Below are 20,427 nucleotides of genomic sequence, written 5' to 3'. Positions count from 1 at the left end.
AAAGATGAGGGAAATACTGGCGCCGGTCCGCTTCGAAGGGTCACGGAGCCTTGCCAACGATCCGCTCGACACGCCTTCGCGGGGATCAGGGGACCTAGCAAACCGGATGGGAGTTCATCATGACAGCCGGGACATCGAGCAAATTACCCTCTCTCGCCGTTATCATACCCTGCTTCAACAATGCTGAGACACTTGCCGAAGCACTCGACAGCGCTCTGGCGCAGGATTATCCGGATTTCGAGGTGCATGTCTGTGACAACGGCTCCACGGACGGCAGTCGGGAAATGATCGCATCCTACTCATCTCCACGGCTGAAGCCGGCCCTGCACCGGAACACCGTGCCGCGCACGGACAATTGGAATCGCGCCTATACTGCCGGCGCGAAGGCGGATTACCTCGTCACCTTGCATGCCGACGACCGTCTCGCGCCGGGGGCGTTGCGCGCAATCGGGCGCGCGGCAATGCGCCACCCTGCCCTGATCCACGGCCGTTTCCGGCAGATTACCTATGGGGGCGATCCCATTCCCGGCCGTCGCTTCGGGTGGAGTTACAGCAACAGCGGCGAGGCGTTTCGGGAACTGCTTCTGCTCAACAATATGGTCGCGATGCCGGGTGCGACCATCCGCACGGACGTGTTCTTCAGAGCCGGCCGCTGGGACCCGGCCTGGCAGTATCTGCAGGATATGGAGCTCTGGTGGCGCTGCGGCGAACTCGGAGAAGTGGCATTCGTCGCCGACATGCTTGGCGACCACAGAGCCTACAAGCATCCGCAGGCGCTGCACAGGCATGCCGAAGAACATCTTCGCTGGACGACGCGCAAGCTTCGAACCGCCCCAACACGCCGGCTGCGGCAGGCCGCTGCGGATGGACTGAATGCCTATCTCGAACGCCTCGAAGCGGAAGTGGATGCCTTGCCGGAGATTGCTGCCAGCCTAGTGGACCCTGTCAGGGCTGCCCGTGCGGCTCTGACGAAAGCGCCGGGCACACGTGTCGATGCCCTCCGGCGGCAAAGACTGCTGCGCATACGCGCTGCCTCGCTATCTGCTATCGCTAATGTCTTTGGAAAACTTTCGCCCTGGCAAGCCTCGTCACGGTGATAACCATGCGGTGCTATAGGCGCGCCTGGATGTTGCCAGGTCGCGCACCAATTGATGCTGGCATTTGGTAGCCGTTGTCGGAGACATTCACGTCGCCTTGCGGAGGACCCCATATTCGAGCGGTATGATGGTCGTCCCGATTGTCCAGGACCACGAGCGCCGTAATAAGTCCTGCCATCGCAAACAAGATCGCGATGACACGCATTGCAAAGCCGCTGGATCTTTCCTGGGGTAGATCATTGATAACTTCCCTCAACCCGGCGACGATGTCGCCGCCGGGATGGCCAACGGTCAGGCCGAGATGATGTAGACGATCGTGTAGCTATTCGGATCGACGATGACGATCCGGCCATCCGCCAGAACGAAGAAGCGGTAGGCCTCATATTGCGGCACAATCTCCACGATCCGCGGCGGAAGCGGCTCAAGCCTGATCTTCTTCGGAATGGTTGTTCCCACCGAGACGGTAAAGTCGGTCTCGCGGACCGGCTCGATATGGACTTCCTTGACCACCTGGTGGATCTCGGTCTGCTGCTCGACCGAGATGTTCACATTGGCGGTGTTGTTTGTTTCGGCCTTGGTGGTGCTATCGGCATTGCTGTTGACCGTCGTTTTGTCGTTCGACTTGGTATCTGCCGAACCATCGGTCGGTGTTGTGCCGCTGCCGGACTTTTGCGAAGCATTTGTGTTCGAAGAACCGGAAGGCTGATTGCCACTTGAGTTTCGCGTATCCGTCGGAGACTGGCCCGTTTTTGGGGCCTTCGCGCCGTTCGAGCTTTGTCCGCCTGAGGCATCCGCGCCGCTCGAATTCTTCGCATTGCCAGTCTGCGAAGCGCCCTCAGACGTACCCGATTGTGGCTTAACCTGCGGCTCAGCGGTCGATTGACCCGGGGTTCCGCCGGTTGACGGTCCAGCACCGCTGGAAGGCTGCTGACCGGTCGTTGCACCACCACCCGTATCCGAACCGGAAGAACTGCCGCCGGTTGTCGCATCCGAATCTGGCTGTTGCTGTGTTTCGCCACCGGATGGGGCGCCATTCTGCGCCGCACCCTTCTTGGGCAGGATCGGTGCATCCTGAGCCGAAGCGGAAATGATGCCGACGGGCGAAACGCCAATCGACAATGCCGTCATCAGGACGGCAATCGTCTTGGTTTTCATGACAATCTCTCTGTGGTTGCAAGTCGCACAAGACCATCGCCGCCATTTGGGCGGCGACTTTAACGCCTGTGCCTGGATTGAATGGGACGCGGCATTTGCCGCGCCCGGTGCCTGGTCAGTTGAGAACCTGGATCACCTTACGGGAAGACGGCTCGACGATGACACGTTCATCGTTGACGACCGCATAGGCATATTTCGGATTATCGGGAACGGGTGTTACGACAACGGTTTGCGGAAGGGGCTGACCGACAACGATCTTTTCCTTGACAACCACGCGGGCCTCCGGAGTCGGAGCCTCGCGAACATAGGTCACAACTTTCTGCGGCGGCGGATCGATGGCCGTGCCGATAATAGCACCGGTTACACCACCAACTGCGGCGCCGACCGGGCCGCCAACGATCGCGCCGGTAACGGCGCCACCAGCGGCTCCATTGACGGTCGAAGATTGGGCAAGTGCCGCGCCCGACATGAGAGACGCGGCCATTGCCGTGCCTATGAAAAGCTTCGAGAGCATTTTTTCCTCCTTTGGTGTCAAAGCGGCCTGCTTGACCGCTGCCAGACGAACGACCTGCATTCCTCACTGTTCCGGATCTCGGACTTCAGTCGGAACCGCTTCGGACCTTTGTCCGATGACACTCGGACTGAAGTCCGAGATCCGGAACGCACCGTCTCCCCACCCGTTCGGCATCGAAACAGGAGTTCAATCATGGACGACAGGAATGAGATTCCAGAAATTTCCAGTGCCTGGAACGCATCCTTGCTAGCGCTCGTCATCTTCCTTGCCGCCATGCTCTATGTCTTCGGCATGGCTATGTCGGGCGAGCCGAGCCAGTTGACCACCACAGTCCAGGGCACCGACCTCATCGAGGTCAGGTGAACTGGAAAAGTCCGGCCAATGCGGTAGTTTGAATGGACCATCGCAATTCAGGTTGGAAATGAACTGGCCCATACGCTGGAATGCCCGCTCCCTCGCCTCCCAATTCCTCATCATGGGAGGGCTTGTTGCCCTTGGCGCAATGTTCGTCATCGGGCTCATCGTCACCCATCTCATCGAGGACGCCGTCATTCACAATTCGGGCGCGGCGACAGCGCTCTACGTCGATAGCGTCGTCGCGCCCTTACTTCCGGACATGCAGAAGGAATCGCTGCTTGATGAGGCAAGCGCCCGAGCACTCGACGAAACGCTCGGACAGGGCGCGCTTGGCCGCCGTCTCGTATCGTTCAAGCTGTGGCGCAGTGACGGCACGATCCTTTACTCCAATCAAAAGGAACTCGTGGGGAAGACGTTTCCGGTCAATGCCAAGCTCGCTCAGGCGTTTGCGGGCTCGCTGGTCGCACGTTACGAAGTCCCAAGCGACCCCGAAAGCGCCGAGGAGCGCAATCTCGGCAAAGCGCTCATGGAAATTTACAATCCTGTTTTGCAGCCTTGGTCGGGGGAGGCTGTCGCCGTCCTTGAATTCTACGAGACGGCCGAAGGGCTAGAAGACAGCCTCGCACGGGCGCGGCTCCGGAGCTGGCTGGCCGTGGCCGGCTTGACTACGATCTTCTTCCTCGCTCTTTCCATTGTCGTCTTTCGCGGCAGCCATACGATCGAGGTTCAGCGCGAAGCGCTAAAGGCCCGAGTGGATCAACTTTCCGCACTCCTCGCCGAAAATCGCGGCCTGCAACGCCGGCTTCAACTGTCCTCGCAGCGCGCTGCGGCCTTGAACGAAACATATTTGCGCAGCATAGGCGCCGATCTGCATGACGGGCCTGCCCAGCACATCGCTTATGCTTCGTTGCGTCTCGACAGTGACCTGCTGGTCGATGCCGGCACCGCGCCGGAGGTACGCGAGGAGGAACTTGCCTGGATCCGCTCGAGCCTTGCCGAGGCGATGAAGGAAATCCGGGATATCTGCAAGGGACTGGTGCTGCCGCAAATCGAAAAGGCTTCGATTACGGAAATCGTAAAACGGGTTGTCGAGGCCCATCAGCAGAAGACCAACACGACCGTCGATACAACAATCGATGAGGACGATCCGGAACTTGCTCCCGCTCTCAAGATTTGTATTTACCGTTTCATTCAAGAGGCGCTCAACAATGCCTATCGACATGGCGGGGGTGTCGAGCAGGCCGTCAGGGCAACATCGAAAGGCGGCGCCGTCCGCGTCGAAGTCAGCGATCGCGGCGAGGGTTTTGATCCAACGCAGGTGAGGCCGGCGAGCCTCGGCCTTGCGGGGCTCAAGGAACGGATCGATAGCCTTGGCGGGGAATTCGACATAAAGACCGGCGAAGGCGGAACGACTGTCATCATGACTTTCGCGCCTATGGAAGTGGAGGAATAGGATGACATCCATCAAGGTCGCCGTCGTAGACGATCATCCCCTGTTTCGCGAGGGGGTGACCCGCAGTCTCTCCGAGGTCAGTGATTTTGCCGTTGTCGGAGAAGGCGCCAATACATCCGACGCCGCAATGATCGCTGCCGATGCCCATCCGGACGTGCTGCTCCTCGATGTGTCGATGCCCGGAGACGGGCTTTCGGTGATCGAGGAGATCCTTTCCATAAGCCCGGATACCAAAATCCTCATGCTGACGGCCTCCGAGGAAGTCGATACGCTCGTCGAAGCGCTCCAACGCGGAGCGAAGGGTTACATTCTCAAGGGTGTTGGTTCCCGCGGTCTGGCGGAAGCGATCCGCACCGTCTTCAAGGGAGCCCGCTACGTCTCTCCGGCGATGTCGGCGAAGGTCATGGAATATTCATTGAGCGGGCAGGCATCCGACAGAGACACGCTCACCCCTCGGGAGCGCGAGGTGATGGACCTTGTTGCCCAAGGTCTCTCAAACAAACACATCGGCCTGCGTCTCGATCTACAGGAGAAAACGGTCAAGCATCATATGACCCAGATCCTGACGAAGCTCGGCGTCACCAACAGGACGGAAGCCGCCTTGCGGTGGCGTGAAAAACGCTAACGCAGCAGGCGCGCAAGCCGCGTGCTGTCAGCCGATGTCGCCCGCCTATTGATGATCGTGCGGCCTTTCGAGTCCTTCATGATGTAGCGTCCTGCACGAAGAGTTTCGGTTATTCCATTCGAATGCCGGACATCGATCGAGCCATCCGTATCTTCGGTCGCGCGTGCGCCGGATGTTGAGGGCGCACGGTCCGTACTACCGGCTCCATTTGAGCTAGATCGGCTGTTCCCGCTGCCGTTGCCGCCCGAATTTCCGTTACCATTACCCCCGCCGCTGCCGCCATTACCATTTCCATTCCCCCCGCCATTGCCGTTCCCATTTCCCCCACCATTCCCGCCATTGCCGTTTCCATTTCCCCCGCCATTCCCGCCGTTGCCGTTTCCATTTCCCCCGCCGTTGCCGTTTTCGTTCTTAGCGAATGCCGTCAGACTGGCCAACGACGGAAACGAACCCGCCACATCGACCTTCAGCGGCACAACGGCAAGAACGCTCGCGCCGCAGCCTTTCAGGAAATTGCGCTTGGAGATCACCATAGTCCCTAGCCTTGTCGTTCTTCCTTGAGTGTCAGCTTGAAAACAGGAATGAGATTGACCGCTTGCTTCGAAATTGCAAGACGGTCGGACATAGGTACCAAGGCGGCTAGGACTTTGGTCCCGGCTCTCTGATCAAGACGGGAGACGGTCGCTGCAAAAGAAGGCGGCCTTATCATATATGTCCGTCAAACAACGTGAGAAAAGTACTGGCGTCTCGGCCCGCTGAACGGCCGATAGGTATTGTCCGAAGCGCGATAGGAATCATAGCGGGCGGCGCACGATGAAATATGTGAGTCGGAGCTCGTATCGGCTTCCGGCAGCCCTGGAAAGCTTCCTTTCGTCCGTCACGCAGGGTTTTCGGGGGCCACCGTCAAAAGGCTGGTACGTATTGTCGGCGACGTTGTAGGACCGATAGCGCTGCCGGCATAGACTGAGATGGTGGCTATCGGCTGTCCATTCCTGCTTCGGCGGCTCAATCGCCCCTGTCACTGTTGCGTCAGGTGGCGCAATGGCCAATACGCCAACCAAATTCGCAGGTTTTAAGGATTGGTTATTGTCGACAACGGCCTGCTGCGGCGGAAGGCGCTCGTAATTTTGAGCCTTGGGGTCAACGCGCATCGGTGTCGTCGTCCAGAGCGGCGCGTCGAGATTGGCGAAGTGATGTGGTTCCGAATCACGCAAGGCATAGGAAGCAAAGCCGCCAATCAGAATGGCACCAAGCACCGCCAGACCAATGGATGATGCAACAAGCGACTTCATCACGCGATCTCACATTCCTGCCCCACATAAAAATCGGCAATGCCGGCTCGGGTTCCGTGACGGGCTCAAAAAAATGCGCTTTTTTGCGCTTGTTTTGCGACGGTGGGACGTTCCTGCCCGTGCGACGCGATCCCCTCGGCCGCAATTTCCGGAAGGCACCCGCAACGGATAGGAATTTATTGCCATCGCCCCGATTTTGACGGATAGCTGTTTTATCGGGTGATCGGATCCGTCGTACAAGATCGCCTGCAGAAAGAGGAAGCATGTCGCAAAGAGCGGGCAGCGCCGACCTCCCCCTTCACGGAGGCCGCGTGCCACCATGGCTGGGCAACCGCATGACCACGCTTGGTGCGCTGATTACCGAGGCGATCGTTCACCATTATGGGCGTGACGAGTTTCTGCAACGGCTCGCCCATCCCTTCTGGTTCCAGTCCTTCGGCGCCGTCATGGGCATGGACTGGCATTCCTCCGGCATCACGACCAGCGTGCTCGGCGCGCTGAAGCGCGGGCTGAAGCCGCTATCGAAAGAACTCGGCCTGCACGTCTGCGGCGGGCGCGGTGCGCAATCGCGCAAGACGCCGGACGAACTGATGGCGATCGGCGATCGCACCGGCCTTGACGGTGCCGGCCTTGCAAAGACAAGTCGCCTGGTCGCCAAGGTGGACAGCGCGGCGGTGCAGGATGGTTTCGATCTCTATCTGCACGGCTTCATCGTTGCCGATGACGGGCATTGGGTGATCGTCCAGCAGGGCATGAACGGCGACAAGCGTCAGGCGCGGCGCTATCACTGGTTTTCCGAAGGACTGGAGAGCTTCGTCAATTCCCCGCATGCGGCCATCGAAGGCCGCTCGCAAGGCAAGATCATTAATCTGGCCGACCGACGCGCGGAAAAATCCCGCCACGATCAGCTCGATCTTCTCGTAGCGCTTGGGCCAGACCGCATTGTCCGCGAGGCGGCAGCCCTTGCCCTGGCCGCCGATCCTGCGCCCGCGCCGGAGCCAGTCGAACAGCCGATGCTGCCCCATCTCATCATGCCCGCCCATCACGACGTGCGCGAAAGCGACGTCAATATGCGGCGTCTGCACGGCAACCTTGCCGCAGCTGCCGATCGCGGACCGGTCGATTTCGAGGACCTGCTTCTCGTACCAGGCGTTGGTGCCCGTACGGTCAAGGCGCTGGCCCTCGTGGCCGAAGTTGTGCATGGCGCGCCCTGCCGCTTTTCCGATCCCGCCCGTTTTTCCATCGCCCACGGCGGCAAGGACAGGCATCCCTTCCCCGTACCGCTCAAGGTCTATGACGAGACGATCAACGTCATGAAATCAGCCGTGATGAAGGGAAAGCTCGGCCGCGAAGAGGAATTACAGGCGCTACGCCGGCTCGACGATCAGTCACGCAACATAGAGCGTTACGCCACCGGTCCCGATCTCAAGGAAATTGTCGCCGGCGAATTCCAGCAATCCTCCACCTTCGGCGGACGTAGCGTCTTCGGTTGGGAACTGCCGCCGGAGAACGCAAGAGCGGACGCAGGAATACGGCCCCGTACAAACAAGCGCTGAGCGCGTAGGCTCGCAATCTCAATGCGGCCAACAGCCATCCGTTCAGGCATGAGGTGGCGCCACCGGCTCATCGGCAAAACCGGCAGCATCCAGCGCGCTGCGCACGAGACCGGATGCCTTCGCCCGTTCCATGAATTCGCTCAGCAAGGCCAACCCCGCCGGTTTGTCCTTGCCTGTCGCGATGGCGATGCCTGTCTGTTGAAAGCCGCCATCGAGGACCCGTGCCCCCGGCAGTTGCGGCAGCAGCGAGCGGAAGGCGTCGCGTGAAAGCGCCAGAGCATCCGCTTTGCCCTCCAGCAAACGATTGACGCCTTCGGCGACCGTTTCCACTGGTTCCGGCCTGATCACCGTCAGCGAACGGGCAGCACTTCGGATCGTCGTAGTGTTGGCGATGCCGACGACGCGCATACCGACGCGGTCGATCTCGGCCAGGCTCGCGATGCCGGATGCAGCGGTGACGAGATAGGTGCTCTCGATGATGTAATAGGCCGGACCGAAGGCAACACGTTTGCGCCTCTCGTCGTCGACCGGCATGAAGCTGACATCGATTGCACCGGCTTCGAGCGCCTCGGTGCAGGCGCCGGAGTTCGGGAAAGCGACAATCTCCGCGTCAAGGCCGAGCGTTGCGGCAAGCGCCCAACCGATATCGACGGTCACGCCGCGATGACTGCCATTCTCCATCACGGCAAAGAAGGCCGACGCAGCAGGGGCAACGACGATGCCGAGACGCAACCGACCCGTTGGGACAAGCTCCTGGATGATGTCTGCTGCTGCGATCTCCGTCAGAGGCGTATTCAGATTCTCTTGAACGAAACTCATGCCGGCGTGCCGACACCAAGCAAGGCTTCCTTCTCGTTTACTGACAGGCTCGTCAGCCGATAAAGGATGAAGCCCGTCTTCTCGGAGTGGATGCTCGCCAGCGCCTCGCCGAAAACACTCTTGATCTCGCCCAGCAATTCGCCAACTGCCACAGGCTCACCGAGATCCTTTTTTGGATACCAGAGCCCGGTTACCGGCGCAGTGGGAACCCACATGGTGACGACATCAAGCGATGTTACCGGCGCTTTACCCGGCAGCATGCCGATATGCTGCATGACACGTCGAATGCCGTCTGTCATCTGTGCCACGCTCGCCTCGCCCCACAGGCCGTTACCGCTGACCTCGGGCAGGATGCTTGGAATGCCGAGCTTGTGGGATGCATCGACCGTATAGCCGGAGCCGCCGGCTGCAACAGCAACCTTGATGCCGAAGGCAGCCGCAAGCGCTTTCGACTTCTCGCAAGCGGCGGGGAAAATGGTGAATGGTGCAAGGCTCTCGTCCAGGTCGCCGCCATGGCAATCGATATAGGCATCGGCCTTTGGAAACACTTCCGTCACCAGCCAATGCGCCAGCTGTTCGCTGGTCGTTCCATCAGGCTTGCCAGGAAACATGCGGTTCAGGTTTTTGCCGTCCTGCGGCATGATATAGATGTTGCGCCGGTGGAAGGCTTCAACGTTCAGGATCGGCAGGACGACAAGTGTGCCCTTGATCTCTTCCGGCCGCGTCTTCATCAGCCGGACAGCCGCCTCGATGGAGCAGAATTCCGAACCATGCACGCCGGCGGTGACGAGCAGGCACGGTCCCTCCTCTGCTCCCTCGATGATCGCGAAGGGAATTTCGAGCTCTTTCGTCGCGCGGACATGGCCGAATTCCGAGCGGGGCTTTCCGGTGCGCAGGGCGGGCAAGGCGGTCATCGAGCATTCCTCCATGAAAAGCGCCGTTTGCGCCGGCGTCGTTGTGCTTCTTCTCAGGACGAGGCGGCTAGCCGCCTCAGCAACATTGTCCAGGCCCGCATGCCGAGCTTGAAATTCCCGAGCCGCAAGAATTCGTTGGGCGCGTGATAATCCTCGTCTGCCGTGGAAAAGGAGAAGAAGATCGAAGCGCAGCCGAGATGCCGGCGAAAGGCACTACCGATCGGGATCGTCGCGCCCATGGCGACCCGCAGCGGCTTTTCACCGAGCAAGTCGCCGAGGACCTCTTCGGAAATTCTCAAGGCCGGCAGATCGGGATCGACGAAATCCGACTCGCTGCCCGGCCCGTGACGATGAACCTCAAGCTGAAAGCCCTTTGGCAAACGCTGCTGCAAATGGCGAACAATCGCCGCAATCACGGTATCCGGTTTTTGCCCGGCGACGAGGCGACAGGTGATCTTGGCGCTCGCCATATTCGGAATCACCGTCTTGGTGCCCCTGCCCTGGTAGCCACCCCAGATACCGTTGAATTCAAGCGTAGGCTCCAGCCATTGCCGGATCAGCAATTCACGGCCGCTATCGATCGGATCGCCGCCGGACACACCAATCTCCCGGTAATAGGCAGCGCTGTCGAATTGCGATACCTCGATTGCCGTGATGATCTTCGGATCGGGAGGTGTCGTGCCATCCAGAAAACCCTCGACGCTGACGCGACCATCCGGGCCGTGCATGGAAGCGAGCAGGCCTGCAAGCGCTGCGATCGGGTTGGGCGCACTGCCGCCGTGGCGACCGGAATGCAGGTCCTTGGCGGCACCGGTTATGGTGACATCGAGGGCCACGAGGCCACGGCTCGCCACCGTGATCGACGGTTTGTCCGGACGCCACATGGCACCATCGGCCGAAAGCACGAGGTCGCAGCGGAGCTTGTCACGGTATTTTTCGAGCGTCGGCGCAAAATGCGGACTGCCGGATTCCTCTTCGCCCTCAATCAGCACCTTCAGATTGACGGGCAGCCGGCCTTCGACGCGCATGAAGGCTTCGGCGACAAGAATCGGGATCAGCAGCGGCCCCTTGTCGTCGGACACGCCGCGGGCATAGAGCCTGCCATCGCGTTCATCGGGCTCGAAAGGCGGCGTCTTCCACTTCTCTAGCGGATCGGGCGGCTGGACGTCGTAATGGCCATAAACGAGATAGGTCGGCAGTGTAGGATCGGAGAGAATTTCGCCATAGATGGCAGGGTGCCCGCCGGTATCAAGCGTTTCAACGGGAGCAAAACCAGCCCTGCGCAGACGATCCGCCACGAAGGCCGCGGCCTGGCGGATGCCCTCGGCAAAGGCCGGGTCGGTGCTGACGCTCGGTATCCGGCAAAAAGCCTTGAGATCATCAAGCGCCGCCGGATAATTCTCCTCCAGATAGGTCTCGACGCTCATTTACCGCCGTCCACGCTGATCACCTGGCCGGAGATCCAGCCGGCATAATCGGAAGCGAAGAACATGACCATGGCGGCGATATCGTCAGGCAAGCCGAGACGTTTCAATGCGATGTTCTGCAGAAGCCGCGCCTGTCCTTCCTCTCCCATCGCATCCCACTGGCGCTCGGTGGTCGGGTTGGAGCGAACGAAACCGGGAGCGACATTGTTGACCGTGATGCCCCAGGGCCCGAGCTCATGGGCGAGCTGGCGCGTCAGCCCGATCTGGCCGGCCTTGGCGCTGGCATAGGCCTGGATGCCGGTCAGCGAGATGCCGAGGCCGGCGCCGCTCGAGATATTGACGATGCGCCCGGTCTTGCGTTTCTTCATGACGGGGGCAACCGCCTGTGCCATGAAGAAGGCGCCGGACAGATTGACATCGAAGATCGTCTGCCAGTCGCTTTCTGAAATCTCCTCGATCGGCCGCCCAACCTGACCGCGCACGCCGCCGGCATTGTTGACGAGGATATCGACCTCGCCGAAGGTCGGCACCAGCGCCAGCACATCGGTGCGGTTGCCGACATCGAGTACGTGGGCCGTGGTCTTTGCTCCACAGAGCTTCACCGTTTCCTCGAGCCCAGCCACATTGACATCGCAGGCATGAACCCGCGCGCCGCGGCTTGCAAAAGCCTCTGATATCGCCCGACCAAAGCCGTGGGCAGCGCCAGTGACGACGACGACCTTTCCGTCAAAGGAGATGTTCATGCGACCCTCGCAAGCTCTTCGATATTGGCCATGGCGAGAGGGCGCTTACCGTCTTCGATCTCGTGGATCATGGTGATGACGCGGGCGGCAAGTGGCGTCGGAACGCGCGATTCCTTGCCGATCTCCACGACTGGCAGCACCTGCGCGTCGACCTCTGTCTTGCGTTTGCGGACCGCGAGATCGCGCCAGATGCCGGAATGCGACTTGACCGATTTGCGATTGTGGACGGACATGTCGTCGAAGGACTTGGTCGTCTGCTCCGGCGTCGCCAGCGGTCCAAAGGCTGCCGGATCGAAGCCGTCGAAAGCCTCCGGCTTGATATTGTTGATGGCAGCGACAGTCGCGACTTCCAATGCCAGCTTGCGCAAAACCGGCCGCGCGGTTGGATTGTCGAGAACGTCGGCAATGCTGTCATTGGTAAGTGCAGTTCCGAAGAGCAGTGCGCCATAGATGAGCTTGCCCCAGAGGAAGCCCCAGATGTTGTTGGTGATCAGAGCTTTCGGCTCGAACTGCTTCATCAGGTCGTAAATTCCCTCGGCGCGATCTGTAAACCGCCCGTCCAGTTCGCCGATAACGACGGCGCCGTGGCCGCTATATTGCACGACGCCCGGTTCGAGATAGTCGGCTCCAAAATTCACGAAGCAGCCAATCACGCGGTTCTCGCCGACAATGCGGGAGATGACGCGCTCATTGAGACCGTTCTGCGCCGAGACGACATATCCGTCCGAGGCGAGATGCTCGACGAGCATATGTGTTGCGGCTTCCGTATGATGCGCCTTCACGCAGAGGAAGGTGCGCGCATAGGTGCCTTCGAGGTCTTCCGGCAGATAGGCCCTGGCCTTGACGACATCCTCGAAGATCGGACCGACGATCTGCAGGCCCTTCTCGTTGATGGCATCGACATGTTCCTTAACGTTATCGACGAAGATCACCTCGTTGCCGGCCCGGATGAAGGCAGCACCCAGCGTACCGCCGATCGCACCAGTACCCCAGATCAGGATCGGTTCGCTCATGCCCAGCCTCCCTCGAGCAGCGCACGGGTTTCGTCGACCGCCACATCCCAGATTGCCTGCATTTCCTCATCGGGTCGCTCGTAGTAGCCGCCGAAATTGCCGTCTCCGAGATAGGCTTTGACGGCATCCGGCGACATGACGCGCATGCGAGCAAGATCGATCATCGGCTTCTGCTGGGTCGGCTGTTTGACACCCTCAAGACGTGTCCAGGGGAAGTTCTCCATCCAAGAGGCGTGCGAGGCAATGGTGTCGATCTCCTGGACCTTGGCGAGGGTCTTCGGCGCATTCCACCAATTGTGGAACTTCACTGCCGTGTCGGGGTTATCCGCCATCCATTCGATCGCCATGCTGCCGGCTGGCTGGTTGCCGCCATGGCCGTTGACGATGAGGATGCGGCGGAAGCCCTGCCGCCTCAAGCCGTCGAGGATATCGCGAATCAAGCTGATATAGGTCTCCTGGCGGATGCTGATCGTGCCGGGGTAGGAGAGGAAATAGGGCGTGATGCCATAGGCAACGACCGGAAAGACCGGAATGCCGAGCGGCGCGGCGGCGTCGGCGGCGACCTTCTCCGACAGGATGGAGTCGACCGAAAGCGACAGGCCGGCATGCTGCTCGGTGCTGCCGAGGGGCAGGATCGCCCGGTCATCGGTTTTCAGATAGGTTTCGATCTGCTGCCAGTTTGAGCCAGATACTCTCATCTCGTCTGCCTTTCCTAGACCTTTGCGTCGATAGCGTCTCGTTTGGATGTGTCGTCTGCCTGCGAAACAACGCCGGCAGCACGAATGATCGGTACGATCACTCTTTCGATGTCGGCTGTATCTGGCGCATGGCGGTATTCGATTGCCTGCATGCCCTCGGGAAGAAGATCGGTCACGCTTTCCGCGCCCGATGCGTAGATCACCACGGAGACATTGGCGAGGAGTGTCTCCAGCCCCGGCGCCTCGAGCGTGGTTGCGGTAATTTCGCTGACATGCGGCGCAAAGCGCTGCACGCCGCTCTTCATGATCGGCAGGAAATCCGGAAAGCGCGAGACGACGGCGATCGAGGCCAGCGAGTCGAGCGAGGCAAGTGCCCTGCGCGTCTCCTCCGATGGCGTGAAGCTGATTGTCACCACCTTGGTATTCGGCACAAGGGTTGCGACCTCGCGGTGGCGATTGGCGAAGGTGATGGCAAGATCGGCGGAATTGGCGCGCGCCATGGCGGCAGGGTTGCGCTCGATCGAGGAGACCGTCATCGGTTCGACCGTCACATCGCGACCGAGGCGGGCCGCGATGAACTTGGCATAGCTGGCAGTCGCATCCTGAAAGATGCCGATCATAACGATGCGCAGCCGTGGACCGACACTGTCACGATAAAAGGCCCGAGCATTGACGAGGGAGACAAGGTCTGACGAACGAATACCCAAGCGGCGGCTCTCATCGATCAGGTGGTCGATCTGCCGATGCAACTCGCTCACATCTGCCCGCCCTGCGAGCCGCGCCTGATGGCTGTCGCTGACGAACGTGCCGGAGCCCGGACGCGTGTCGATCAGGCCAGCCGCCTTCAAGTCGGAATAGACCTGGCTGACCGTCATCGGGGCCACACCCACCTTCTCCGCCAGTTCCCGTACCGACGGAAGGGCTTCCCCAGGCGCCAACTCGCCGCAGGCGATGCCATATTCGATAAGGCCCTGAAGCTGCGTGCGCAAAGGCACCGGCAACTCCCGGTCGACGAAGAAATCCATGAAACCCGTTCAGCGCTATCTGTTATAGATGGATATAACGGTTATCGCGAAAATGGCGCATAGACAAGTCAAGCGTCTCGGTTGGCTTGGACAAAAATCAGTTGACAGGCTTTTTCCTGCGTGAAATCGTTATAGTCAATAATAACACTTAATATGCATAAAAAGGGGAATGATATGAGAACGATCGCTCGTGCGGCCGTGGCCGCTGCAGTTTTACTCGGCACCAGTGTTTCAGCATTCGCCCTGGAGCGGGGGGGCACGCTGGTCTACGGCCGCTATGCCGACAGCCTTTTCCTGGATCCCGTGCTGAACGACGCCAACGTCGATATCTGGATCCTGTCCAATCTCTACGACACTCTGCTCCTGCCGACCGATGATGGCAAGGGCGTACAGCCTGGCCTCGCCAGCAACTACAAGGTGGCTGACGACGGCAAAAGCGTAACGCTGACGCTGCGCGACGGCATCAAATTCTCCGATGGTTCACCGATCACCCCCGGCGACGTCGCCTGGTCGCTGAAGCGCGCCTCCAAGAAGGACAACGGCATCTGGGGCTTCATGATCGAATCCATCGACGACGTGACGACGGAAGGCGACAAGACCGTTACGATCAAGCTCAAGCATCCGGATCCGGCCATTCTTGCGGCCTTGACCGTCTTCAATACCGGCATCCTGCCGGAAAAGGCCTTTGAAGCATCGCCGGGCGCGACCGACGAGGAAAAAGCCAAGGCTTTTGCGGAACATCCTGTTGGTTCCGGCCCCTTCGTGCTGAAATCCTGGGACCGCGGCTCCAGCATGAAGCTGGTGCGCAACGAATATTACTGGGGCAAGGGCGAGGACGCCAAACCGCTACCCTACCTCGACGGCCTAGACTTCGAGCTGATCCCCGACGATGCGACCCGCATCCTGAAGCTCACATCCGGTGAGATCGATGGCGCCGAGTTCATTCCCTATGCCCGTGTCGACGAACTGAAGTCGTCCGGTAGTCTCAATATGGAACTCTACCCATCGACACGCGTCGAATATATTACTCTGAATGTCCGTCCACAGCTTGGCGGCAAGGACAATCCTCTGTCCAACGCCAAGGTCCGCCAGGCGATGAACTATGCCGTCAACAAGGATGCGATCATCCAGATCGTCACCCACGGCGTCGGCACACCGCAGACGTCCTACATGTCGTCGGCAACGCCGCTGCATGTCGGCGACAAGCCGCTCTATCCCTACGACCTGGAAAAGGCGAAGAGCCTGATGAAGGAAGCCGGATTCGAGAACGGATTCTCGACCAGCATCCTCGTGCTCGCCGGCAATCAGGACGAGGTCGGCATCTCGACCGCCCTGCAGCAGATGTGGGCGCAGATCGGCATCAAGCTCGAGCTGCAGCAGGTCGATAACCCGACCCGCACCCAGCAATATCGCGACGGCACCTTCGTGATGCGCAACGCCGCCTGGACCGACGATATCGCCGATCCGAACGAGATCACCTCCTATTTCGTCTATTCCAAGACGATCGATGCGCTGCACAGCGGCTGGAAGAACGACGAGGCAGACAAGCTCTTCGAAGACTCCCAGAAGGAAATGGATCCAAAGAAGCGCGCTGAGCAATATGCGAAGATGCAGGAAATCTATAACACCGAAGGCCCGACCGTGCCGCTCTATGAGACGCCCTACCCGGTTGCTCTCAGCAAGAAGGTCCACGGCTTTCTGCAGATCCCGCTTGGCAACAACATTTTCGCCAAGACCTGGAAAGACAAGTAATACGTGACCCAGCCTGCTGCGCGGGCCTCTTACCAAGGCCCGCGGCCTTTTTCGACTACAGCATCGGCCCGAAATTCGGGACCGATTTTCGGAAAGCCTGATGCGTAGATTCAAAAGAGTTAGTGCGTCCTTAGTGCGACCAAATGGACGCACGGCGCGCTGGAGGAAGATCGGGAGCGGCTGTTGCCCCTTTTCAATTTCATAATCCGCCGCGTGCTGCAGATGATCCCGACGGTGATCTTCATCCTCATCGTCACCTTCGTTCTCGTGCGCCTGCTGCCCGGCGATCCCGCCAGCGCCATGCTTGGCGACCGCGCCATCGATGCCGATGTCGAGCGCATGAATCACCAGCTTGGCCTCGATCGGCCTGTCCCCGTGCAATTCCTCTATTATGTCGAGCGTATCCTGACCGGCGACCTCGGCAATTCCATCGGCCTCAAAGTGCCTGTCATGTCGCTGATCCTGCAGCGCCTGCCGGTCACGCTGATGTTGACGGTCATGTCAGCGCTTATTGCTTTGGTTCTTGCCGTGCCGCTCGCCTTCGTCGCTGCGCTGAAACGTGAGCAGCTTCCTGACAGCATCATTCGCGGTACGTTCCAGGTCGGGCTGTCGATGCCGGTCTTCTATGTCGGCATCGTGCTACTGACCGTTTTTGCGGCGCAGCTGAAGATCTTCCCCGTCGGCGGTTATGGCGATACGTTTGGTGACCGCATCTACCATCTTTTTCTGCCGGCGCTGACCCTGGCACTGAGCTTTGCCGCCGTGCTGATGCGCAATCTCCGCTCCTCCATCATTGGCGTCATGAATGCCGAATATGTGGATTTCGCCATCGCCAAGGGCCTGCGCTCGCGCGTCATCCTCATGCGCCACATCCTGCGCAACGCCCTGATTTCGACCGTCACATTGTTCGGCCTGCAGACGGGCACGCTCTTCGGTGGCGCCGTCATCACCGAAACCGTCTTTGCCGTCCCCGGCGCCGGCCGCCTGTTGATCGATAGCATTTATGGCCGCGACTATCCGGTTCTCCAGGGGCTGACCATCGCGCTTGCTGTCCTCGTTTCGCTGACCTTTCTGGTCACCGATATCGTGCAGGCCTGGCTTGATCCGAGGATTGCCCGATGACCGGTCTCGCCAACAGGGCCGCGCGTCACGCGTCGCGTTGGCGCATGCTGCCACGTTCGCTGATTTCGGGCGGCATTATTCTCGGCCTCAGCCTCATCGTCGCGATCTGGCCGTCGCTCTTTGCCCCCTATGATCCGACAGCCTTCGACTACAATGCACTGCTGAAGCCACCGAACTGGGCGCATCCCTTCGGCACCGACAGTTTCGGCCGCGATGTGCTCTCGCGCGTCATCCATGCCTATACGATCGACATGCAGATCGCGATCTTCGCGACGATCGGCCCCTTCATCTTCGGTACGCTAGTCGGCGCCTTCGTCGGCTATGTCGGCGGATTCTGGGAGGCGATCTTCGGCCGTATCGTCGATGCGACGATCACCTTCCCCTTCCTGGTGCTGGTCATCGCCATCGTCTCCGTGCTCGGCCCCGGCCTCGGCAACATGTATGTCGCCGTCAGCGTCGTCGGCTGGGTCTTCTATGCGCGGCTGGTTGCTGCCGAAATCAAGGTGCAAAAGCGGCTCGATTATGCCGATGCCGGCAAGGTGATGGGTTATGCGCCGCTGCGCATCATCTTCCGTCACCTGCTGCCGAATGCGATCACGCCGGCGATCGTCTACTGGATGACCGATATGGCGCTCGCCATTCTGCTCGGTTCCAGCCTCGGTTATCTCGGTCTCGGCGCCCAGCCGCCGGCCGCCGAATGGGGCGTGCAGATCGCCGACGGCAAGAATTTCATGAATACCGCCTGGTGGATCTCGGTCTTTCCGGGTGTCGCAATCGTCATCACCGGCCTCGGCTTCAGCCTGGCAGGTGACGGTGTTGCCGAATTGTTGAGGGTCAGACGATGACGGGCATGCCAAGCGAAAATGGCGGGCTGATCGTGCGCGGCCTGACGACAACCTTCGATACGCCCCACGGGCAGGCAATTGCAGCTGCCGACGTCGATTTCGACGTTGCGCCGGGCGAAGTCGTCGGCCTTGTCGGCGAATCCGGCTCCGGCAAGAGTGTGACGCTGCGCTCCATCATGCGGTTGGTCCGCGAACCAGGACATGTCAGCGGCCGTGTCGAATGGCGCGGTCGCGATCTCGTCGTCATGACGGCGGAAGAACTCCGCAGGGTTCGCGGCCGCGAGATCGCGATGATCTTCCAGGAACCGATGACGGCGCTGAACCCTGTCCTGCCGGTCGGCGTGCAGATCGAGGAGAACCTCGTCGCCCATACGACGCTGAATGCCAGGGAGCGCAAGGCGCGCGCCTTGGAACTGATGAACATCGTCGGCATTCCGGCCGCCGAGAGACGACTGCAGGAATATCCGCACCAGTTTTCCGGCGGCATGCGCCAGCGCGCGATGATCGCCATCGCGCTCGCCTGTTCGCCGAAACTCCTGCTTGCCGACGAGCCGACGACCGCACTCGACGTCACGATCCAGGATCAGATCCTGAAATTGCTGCTCGACCTGCGCGACCGGCTGTCGATGAGCGTTGTGCTCGTGACCCACGATCTCGGCGTGGTCGCCGCCACCTGTGATCGCATGGCGGTCATGTATGCCGGCCGCATCGTCGAGACCGGAAAGGTGACCGATGTCTTCAGCAAGCCGCGCCATCCTTATACGCGGGGCTTGCTCGGTTCGGTGCCGCGCTCAGGCGCATCCCGCACTGTGCTGCAATCGATCGAGGGCACACCGCCGAGCCTCACCAATCTGCCGGTGGGATGCGCCTTCCACCCGCGCTGCAAATTTGCAACCGAACACTGTCTGGGAGAGCGTCCGCCGCTAGAGTCCATCACCTCCGAGGCGCGGATGGTTGCTTGTTTCCACCATGAGCTCGTGGCCAAGGCGGAGGCGATCATTTGAACGCGAATATTCCCATTCTTTCGATCGACGGCATCTCGAAACGCTTTGCCGGCCCGCACTCCCTGACGCGACGACTGCAGGGAAAACCGCAGCTCGCCGTGCATGCGCTTCGCGACGTGACGCTCGAAATTCATCGCGGCGAAACGCTTGGCATCGTCGGCGAATCCGGCTGCGGCAAGTCCACCCTCGCGCGGTGCCTGGTGCGCCTGCACGAGCCGGATGGCGGGGCAATCCGCTTCGAAGGCAAGGATATCGGCCGGTTTCGCGGCGGCGAGCGGCGCGCCTTCAACAGGCGGGTGCAGATGATCTTCCAGGATCCCTACGGCTCGCTCAACCCGCGCATGACCGTTTCGCAGATTCTCGGCGAGGCGCTCTCCGTTCACAAAATGCGGGCCAAGGTCGAAATCCCCCATCGGATTGCGGAACTCTTAGAGCTCGTTCGCCTGCCGCAGGATGCGGCAGGCCGCTATCCGCATGAATTCTCCGGTGGCCAGCGCCAACGCATCGGCATTGCGAGAGCGCTCGCCGTCGAGCCCAATGTCATCGTCGCTGACGAACTGGTCTCGGCGCTCGATGTTTCGGTGCAGGCCCAGGTCGTCAATCTACTCCTGCAACTGCAGGAACAATTGCATCTGACCGTCATTTTCGTCGCCCACGACCTGCGGCTGGTTCGCCATATCTCGCATCGAGTCGCGGTCATGTATCTCGGCCAGGTGGTTGAGGTGAACACGTCGGAAGGCCTCTTCACCGCCCCGCGTCACCCCTATTCCAAGGCGCTGCTCGACGCGGCACCGGAGCTCGATCCGTCTCGCCGCAGCCGAACGATCGCAGCGCGCGGCGAATTGCCGAGCCCGCTCGAAGTTCCGCCGGGATGCGCCTTTGCCAGCCGCTGCCCGCATGCCTTCGATCGTTGCAGGATAGAGCGGCCGCTTCTGACGCCGCGTGGCCATGGCCAGCTCGCGGCCTGCCACCTTGAGGATTTCGGGGCACCTGTGCGCTAAGAGGATCAGAGAACC

The 20,427-nt window shown here is 60.4% G+C and carries 22 protein-coding genes; 10 read left to right on the top strand and 12 right to left on the bottom strand.

Annotated elements, in window-relative coordinates:
• Positions 1 to 119: 119 nt before the first annotated feature.
• Positions 120 to 1,097 carry a glycosyltransferase gene (locus tag ACK9YZ_RS25875; RefSeq protein WP_416068138.1) on the top strand — a complete coding sequence of 326 codons (978 nt, stop codon included), beginning with the start codon at positions 120 to 122 and terminating at the stop codon, positions 1,095 to 1,097.
• A 291-nt stretch (positions 1,098 to 1,388) separates the two neighbouring features.
• On the opposite strand, the gene ACK9YZ_RS25870 is transcribed toward ACK9YZ_RS25875, so the two are convergent.
• Complete coding sequence (locus tag ACK9YZ_RS25870; RefSeq protein WP_416068137.1) at positions 1,389 to 2,252, bottom strand: DUF1236 domain-containing protein; 864 nt, start codon at positions 2,250 to 2,252, stop codon at positions 1,389 to 1,391.
• A gap of 115 nt (positions 2,253 to 2,367) precedes the next feature.
• Positions 2,368 to 2,766 carry a DUF1236 domain-containing protein gene (locus ACK9YZ_RS25865; protein ID WP_416068136.1) on the bottom strand — a complete coding sequence of 133 codons (399 nt, stop codon included), beginning with the start codon at positions 2,764 to 2,766 and terminating at the stop codon, positions 2,368 to 2,370.
• A gap of 192 nt (positions 2,767 to 2,958) precedes the next feature.
• Here ACK9YZ_RS25865 and ACK9YZ_RS25860 point away from each other — a divergent pair, with 192 nt between their 5' ends.
• Genes ACK9YZ_RS25860 through ACK9YZ_RS25850 form a run of 3 tightly spaced genes read left to right on the top strand, consistent with a single transcriptional unit; the run spans position 2,959 to position 5,201 of the window.
• Positions 2,959 to 3,129: a hypothetical protein gene (locus tag ACK9YZ_RS25860; RefSeq protein WP_216758986.1), complete on the top strand. Its 171-nt coding sequence runs from the start codon at positions 2,959 to 2,961 to the stop codon at positions 3,127 to 3,129.
• 58 nt (positions 3,130 to 3,187) lie between these two features.
• The gene (locus ACK9YZ_RS25855; RefSeq protein WP_416068135.1) at positions 3,188 to 4,576 is read left to right on the top strand and encodes a sensor histidine kinase; all 1,389 of its coding nucleotides are present in this window, start codon (positions 3,188 to 3,190) and stop codon (positions 4,574 to 4,576) included.
• A 1-nt stretch (position 4,577) separates the two neighbouring features.
• Positions 4,578 to 5,201 carry a response regulator gene (locus tag ACK9YZ_RS25850; RefSeq protein WP_216758988.1) on the top strand — a complete coding sequence of 208 codons (624 nt, stop codon included), beginning with the start codon at positions 4,578 to 4,580 and terminating at the stop codon, positions 5,199 to 5,201.
• On the opposite strand, the gene ACK9YZ_RS25845 is transcribed toward ACK9YZ_RS25850, so the two are convergent.
• The 3 genes from ACK9YZ_RS25845 to ACK9YZ_RS25835 all read right to left on the bottom strand — a co-directional run bounded on the left by ACK9YZ_RS25845 (position 5,198) and on the right by ACK9YZ_RS25835 (position 6,493).
• Entirely contained in the window at positions 5,198 to 5,734 is a 537-nt protein-coding gene (locus ACK9YZ_RS25845; protein WP_416068134.1) for a hypothetical protein, read from the bottom strand. The genes ACK9YZ_RS25850 and ACK9YZ_RS25845 overlap by 4 nt on opposite strands.
• Positions 5,735 to 5,919: 185 nt before the next feature.
• A complete protein-coding gene (locus ACK9YZ_RS25840; protein ID WP_416068427.1) occupies positions 5,920 to 6,021 on the bottom strand; it encodes a BA14K family protein in 102 nt (33 codons plus the stop codon).
• Positions 5,996 to 6,493, bottom strand: coding sequence for a BA14K family protein (locus ACK9YZ_RS25835; RefSeq protein ID WP_416068133.1), 498 nt, complete (start codon positions 6,491 to 6,493; stop codon positions 5,996 to 5,998). Before ACK9YZ_RS25835 ends, ACK9YZ_RS25840 begins: the two co-directional genes overlap by 26 nt.
• A 263-nt stretch (positions 6,494 to 6,756) precedes the next feature.
• On the opposite strand from ACK9YZ_RS25835, the gene ACK9YZ_RS25830 reads away from it, so the two are divergent.
• Positions 6,757 to 8,049, top strand: a complete 1,293-nt coding sequence (locus ACK9YZ_RS25830; protein WP_416068132.1) for a DUF763 domain-containing protein — start codon at positions 6,757 to 6,759, stop codon at positions 8,047 to 8,049.
• A 42-nt stretch (positions 8,050 to 8,091) separates the two neighbouring features.
• Here ACK9YZ_RS25830 and ACK9YZ_RS25825 read toward each other — a convergent pair whose 3' ends face one another.
• Genes ACK9YZ_RS25825 through ACK9YZ_RS25795 form a run of 7 tightly spaced genes read right to left on the bottom strand, consistent with a single transcriptional unit; the run spans position 8,092 to position 14,688 of the window.
• Positions 8,092 to 8,868, bottom strand: coding sequence for a transporter substrate-binding domain-containing protein (locus tag ACK9YZ_RS25825; RefSeq protein ID WP_416068131.1), 777 nt, complete (start codon positions 8,866 to 8,868; stop codon positions 8,092 to 8,094).
• Positions 8,865 to 9,782, bottom strand: coding sequence for a succinylglutamate desuccinylase/aspartoacylase family protein (locus tag ACK9YZ_RS25820; RefSeq protein WP_416068130.1), 918 nt, complete (start codon positions 9,780 to 9,782; stop codon positions 8,865 to 8,867). The genes ACK9YZ_RS25825 and ACK9YZ_RS25820 overlap by 4 nt, the downstream gene beginning before the upstream one ends.
• 53 nt (positions 9,783 to 9,835) lie before the next feature.
• Positions 9,836 to 11,209 (bottom strand): dipeptidase, encoded by a 1,374-nt coding sequence (locus ACK9YZ_RS25815; RefSeq protein ID WP_416068129.1) that lies wholly within the window; start codon positions 11,207 to 11,209, stop codon positions 9,836 to 9,838.
• On the bottom strand, positions 11,206 to 11,952 hold the full coding sequence (locus tag ACK9YZ_RS25810; protein WP_416068128.1) for an SDR family NAD(P)-dependent oxidoreductase: 747 nt from the start codon (positions 11,950 to 11,952) through the stop codon (positions 11,206 to 11,208). The genes ACK9YZ_RS25815 and ACK9YZ_RS25810 overlap by 4 nt, the downstream gene beginning before the upstream one ends.
• Entirely contained in the window at positions 11,949 to 12,965 is a 1,017-nt protein-coding gene (locus tag ACK9YZ_RS25805; RefSeq protein WP_416068127.1) for a ketopantoate reductase family protein, read from the bottom strand. The genes ACK9YZ_RS25810 and ACK9YZ_RS25805 overlap by 4 nt, the downstream gene beginning before the upstream one ends.
• Positions 12,962 to 13,663, bottom strand: coding sequence for a creatininase family protein (locus ACK9YZ_RS25800; protein WP_416068126.1), 702 nt, complete (start codon positions 13,661 to 13,663; stop codon positions 12,962 to 12,964). Before ACK9YZ_RS25800 ends, ACK9YZ_RS25805 begins: the two co-directional genes overlap by 4 nt.
• Before the next feature lie 14 nt (positions 13,664 to 13,677).
• Positions 13,678 to 14,688, bottom strand: coding sequence for a GntR family transcriptional regulator (locus tag ACK9YZ_RS25795; protein WP_416068125.1), 1,011 nt, complete (start codon positions 14,686 to 14,688; stop codon positions 13,678 to 13,680).
• 174 nt (positions 14,689 to 14,862) lie between these two features.
• On the opposite strand from ACK9YZ_RS25795, the gene ACK9YZ_RS25790 reads away from it, so the two are divergent.
• The 5 genes from ACK9YZ_RS25790 (at position 14,863) to ACK9YZ_RS25770 (ending at position 20,412) form a co-directional block, all read left to right on the top strand.
• Positions 14,863 to 16,440: an ABC transporter substrate-binding protein gene (locus ACK9YZ_RS25790; protein ID WP_416068124.1), complete on the top strand. Its 1,578-nt coding sequence runs from the start codon at positions 14,863 to 14,865 to the stop codon at positions 16,438 to 16,440.
• 183 nt (positions 16,441 to 16,623) lie between these two features.
• A complete protein-coding gene (locus ACK9YZ_RS25785) occupies positions 16,624 to 17,562 on the top strand; it encodes an ABC transporter permease (protein WP_416068123.1) in 939 nt (312 codons plus the stop codon).
• Positions 17,559 to 18,407, top strand: a complete 849-nt coding sequence (locus ACK9YZ_RS25780; protein ID WP_416068122.1) for an ABC transporter permease — start codon at positions 17,559 to 17,561, stop codon at positions 18,405 to 18,407. The genes ACK9YZ_RS25785 and ACK9YZ_RS25780 overlap by 4 nt, the downstream gene beginning before the upstream one ends.
• The gene (locus tag ACK9YZ_RS25775) at positions 18,404 to 19,411 is read left to right on the top strand and encodes an ABC transporter ATP-binding protein (RefSeq protein WP_416068121.1); all 1,008 of its coding nucleotides are present in this window, start codon (positions 18,404 to 18,406) and stop codon (positions 19,409 to 19,411) included. Before ACK9YZ_RS25780 ends, ACK9YZ_RS25775 begins: the two co-directional genes overlap by 4 nt.
• Positions 19,408 to 20,412: an ABC transporter ATP-binding protein gene (locus ACK9YZ_RS25770; RefSeq protein WP_416068120.1), complete on the top strand. Its 1,005-nt coding sequence runs from the start codon at positions 19,408 to 19,410 to the stop codon at positions 20,410 to 20,412. Before ACK9YZ_RS25775 ends, ACK9YZ_RS25770 begins: the two co-directional genes overlap by 4 nt.
• Positions 20,413 to 20,427 lie beyond the last annotated feature (15 nt).

This window comes from Rhizobium sp. ZK1, assembly GCF_047782645.1.
Classification (GTDB): domain Bacteria; phylum Pseudomonadota; class Alphaproteobacteria; order Rhizobiales; family Rhizobiaceae; genus Rhizobium.
The sequence above is the reverse complement of the archived record's forward strand: the minus strand, read 5'-3'. Positions and strand labels throughout refer to the sequence as shown.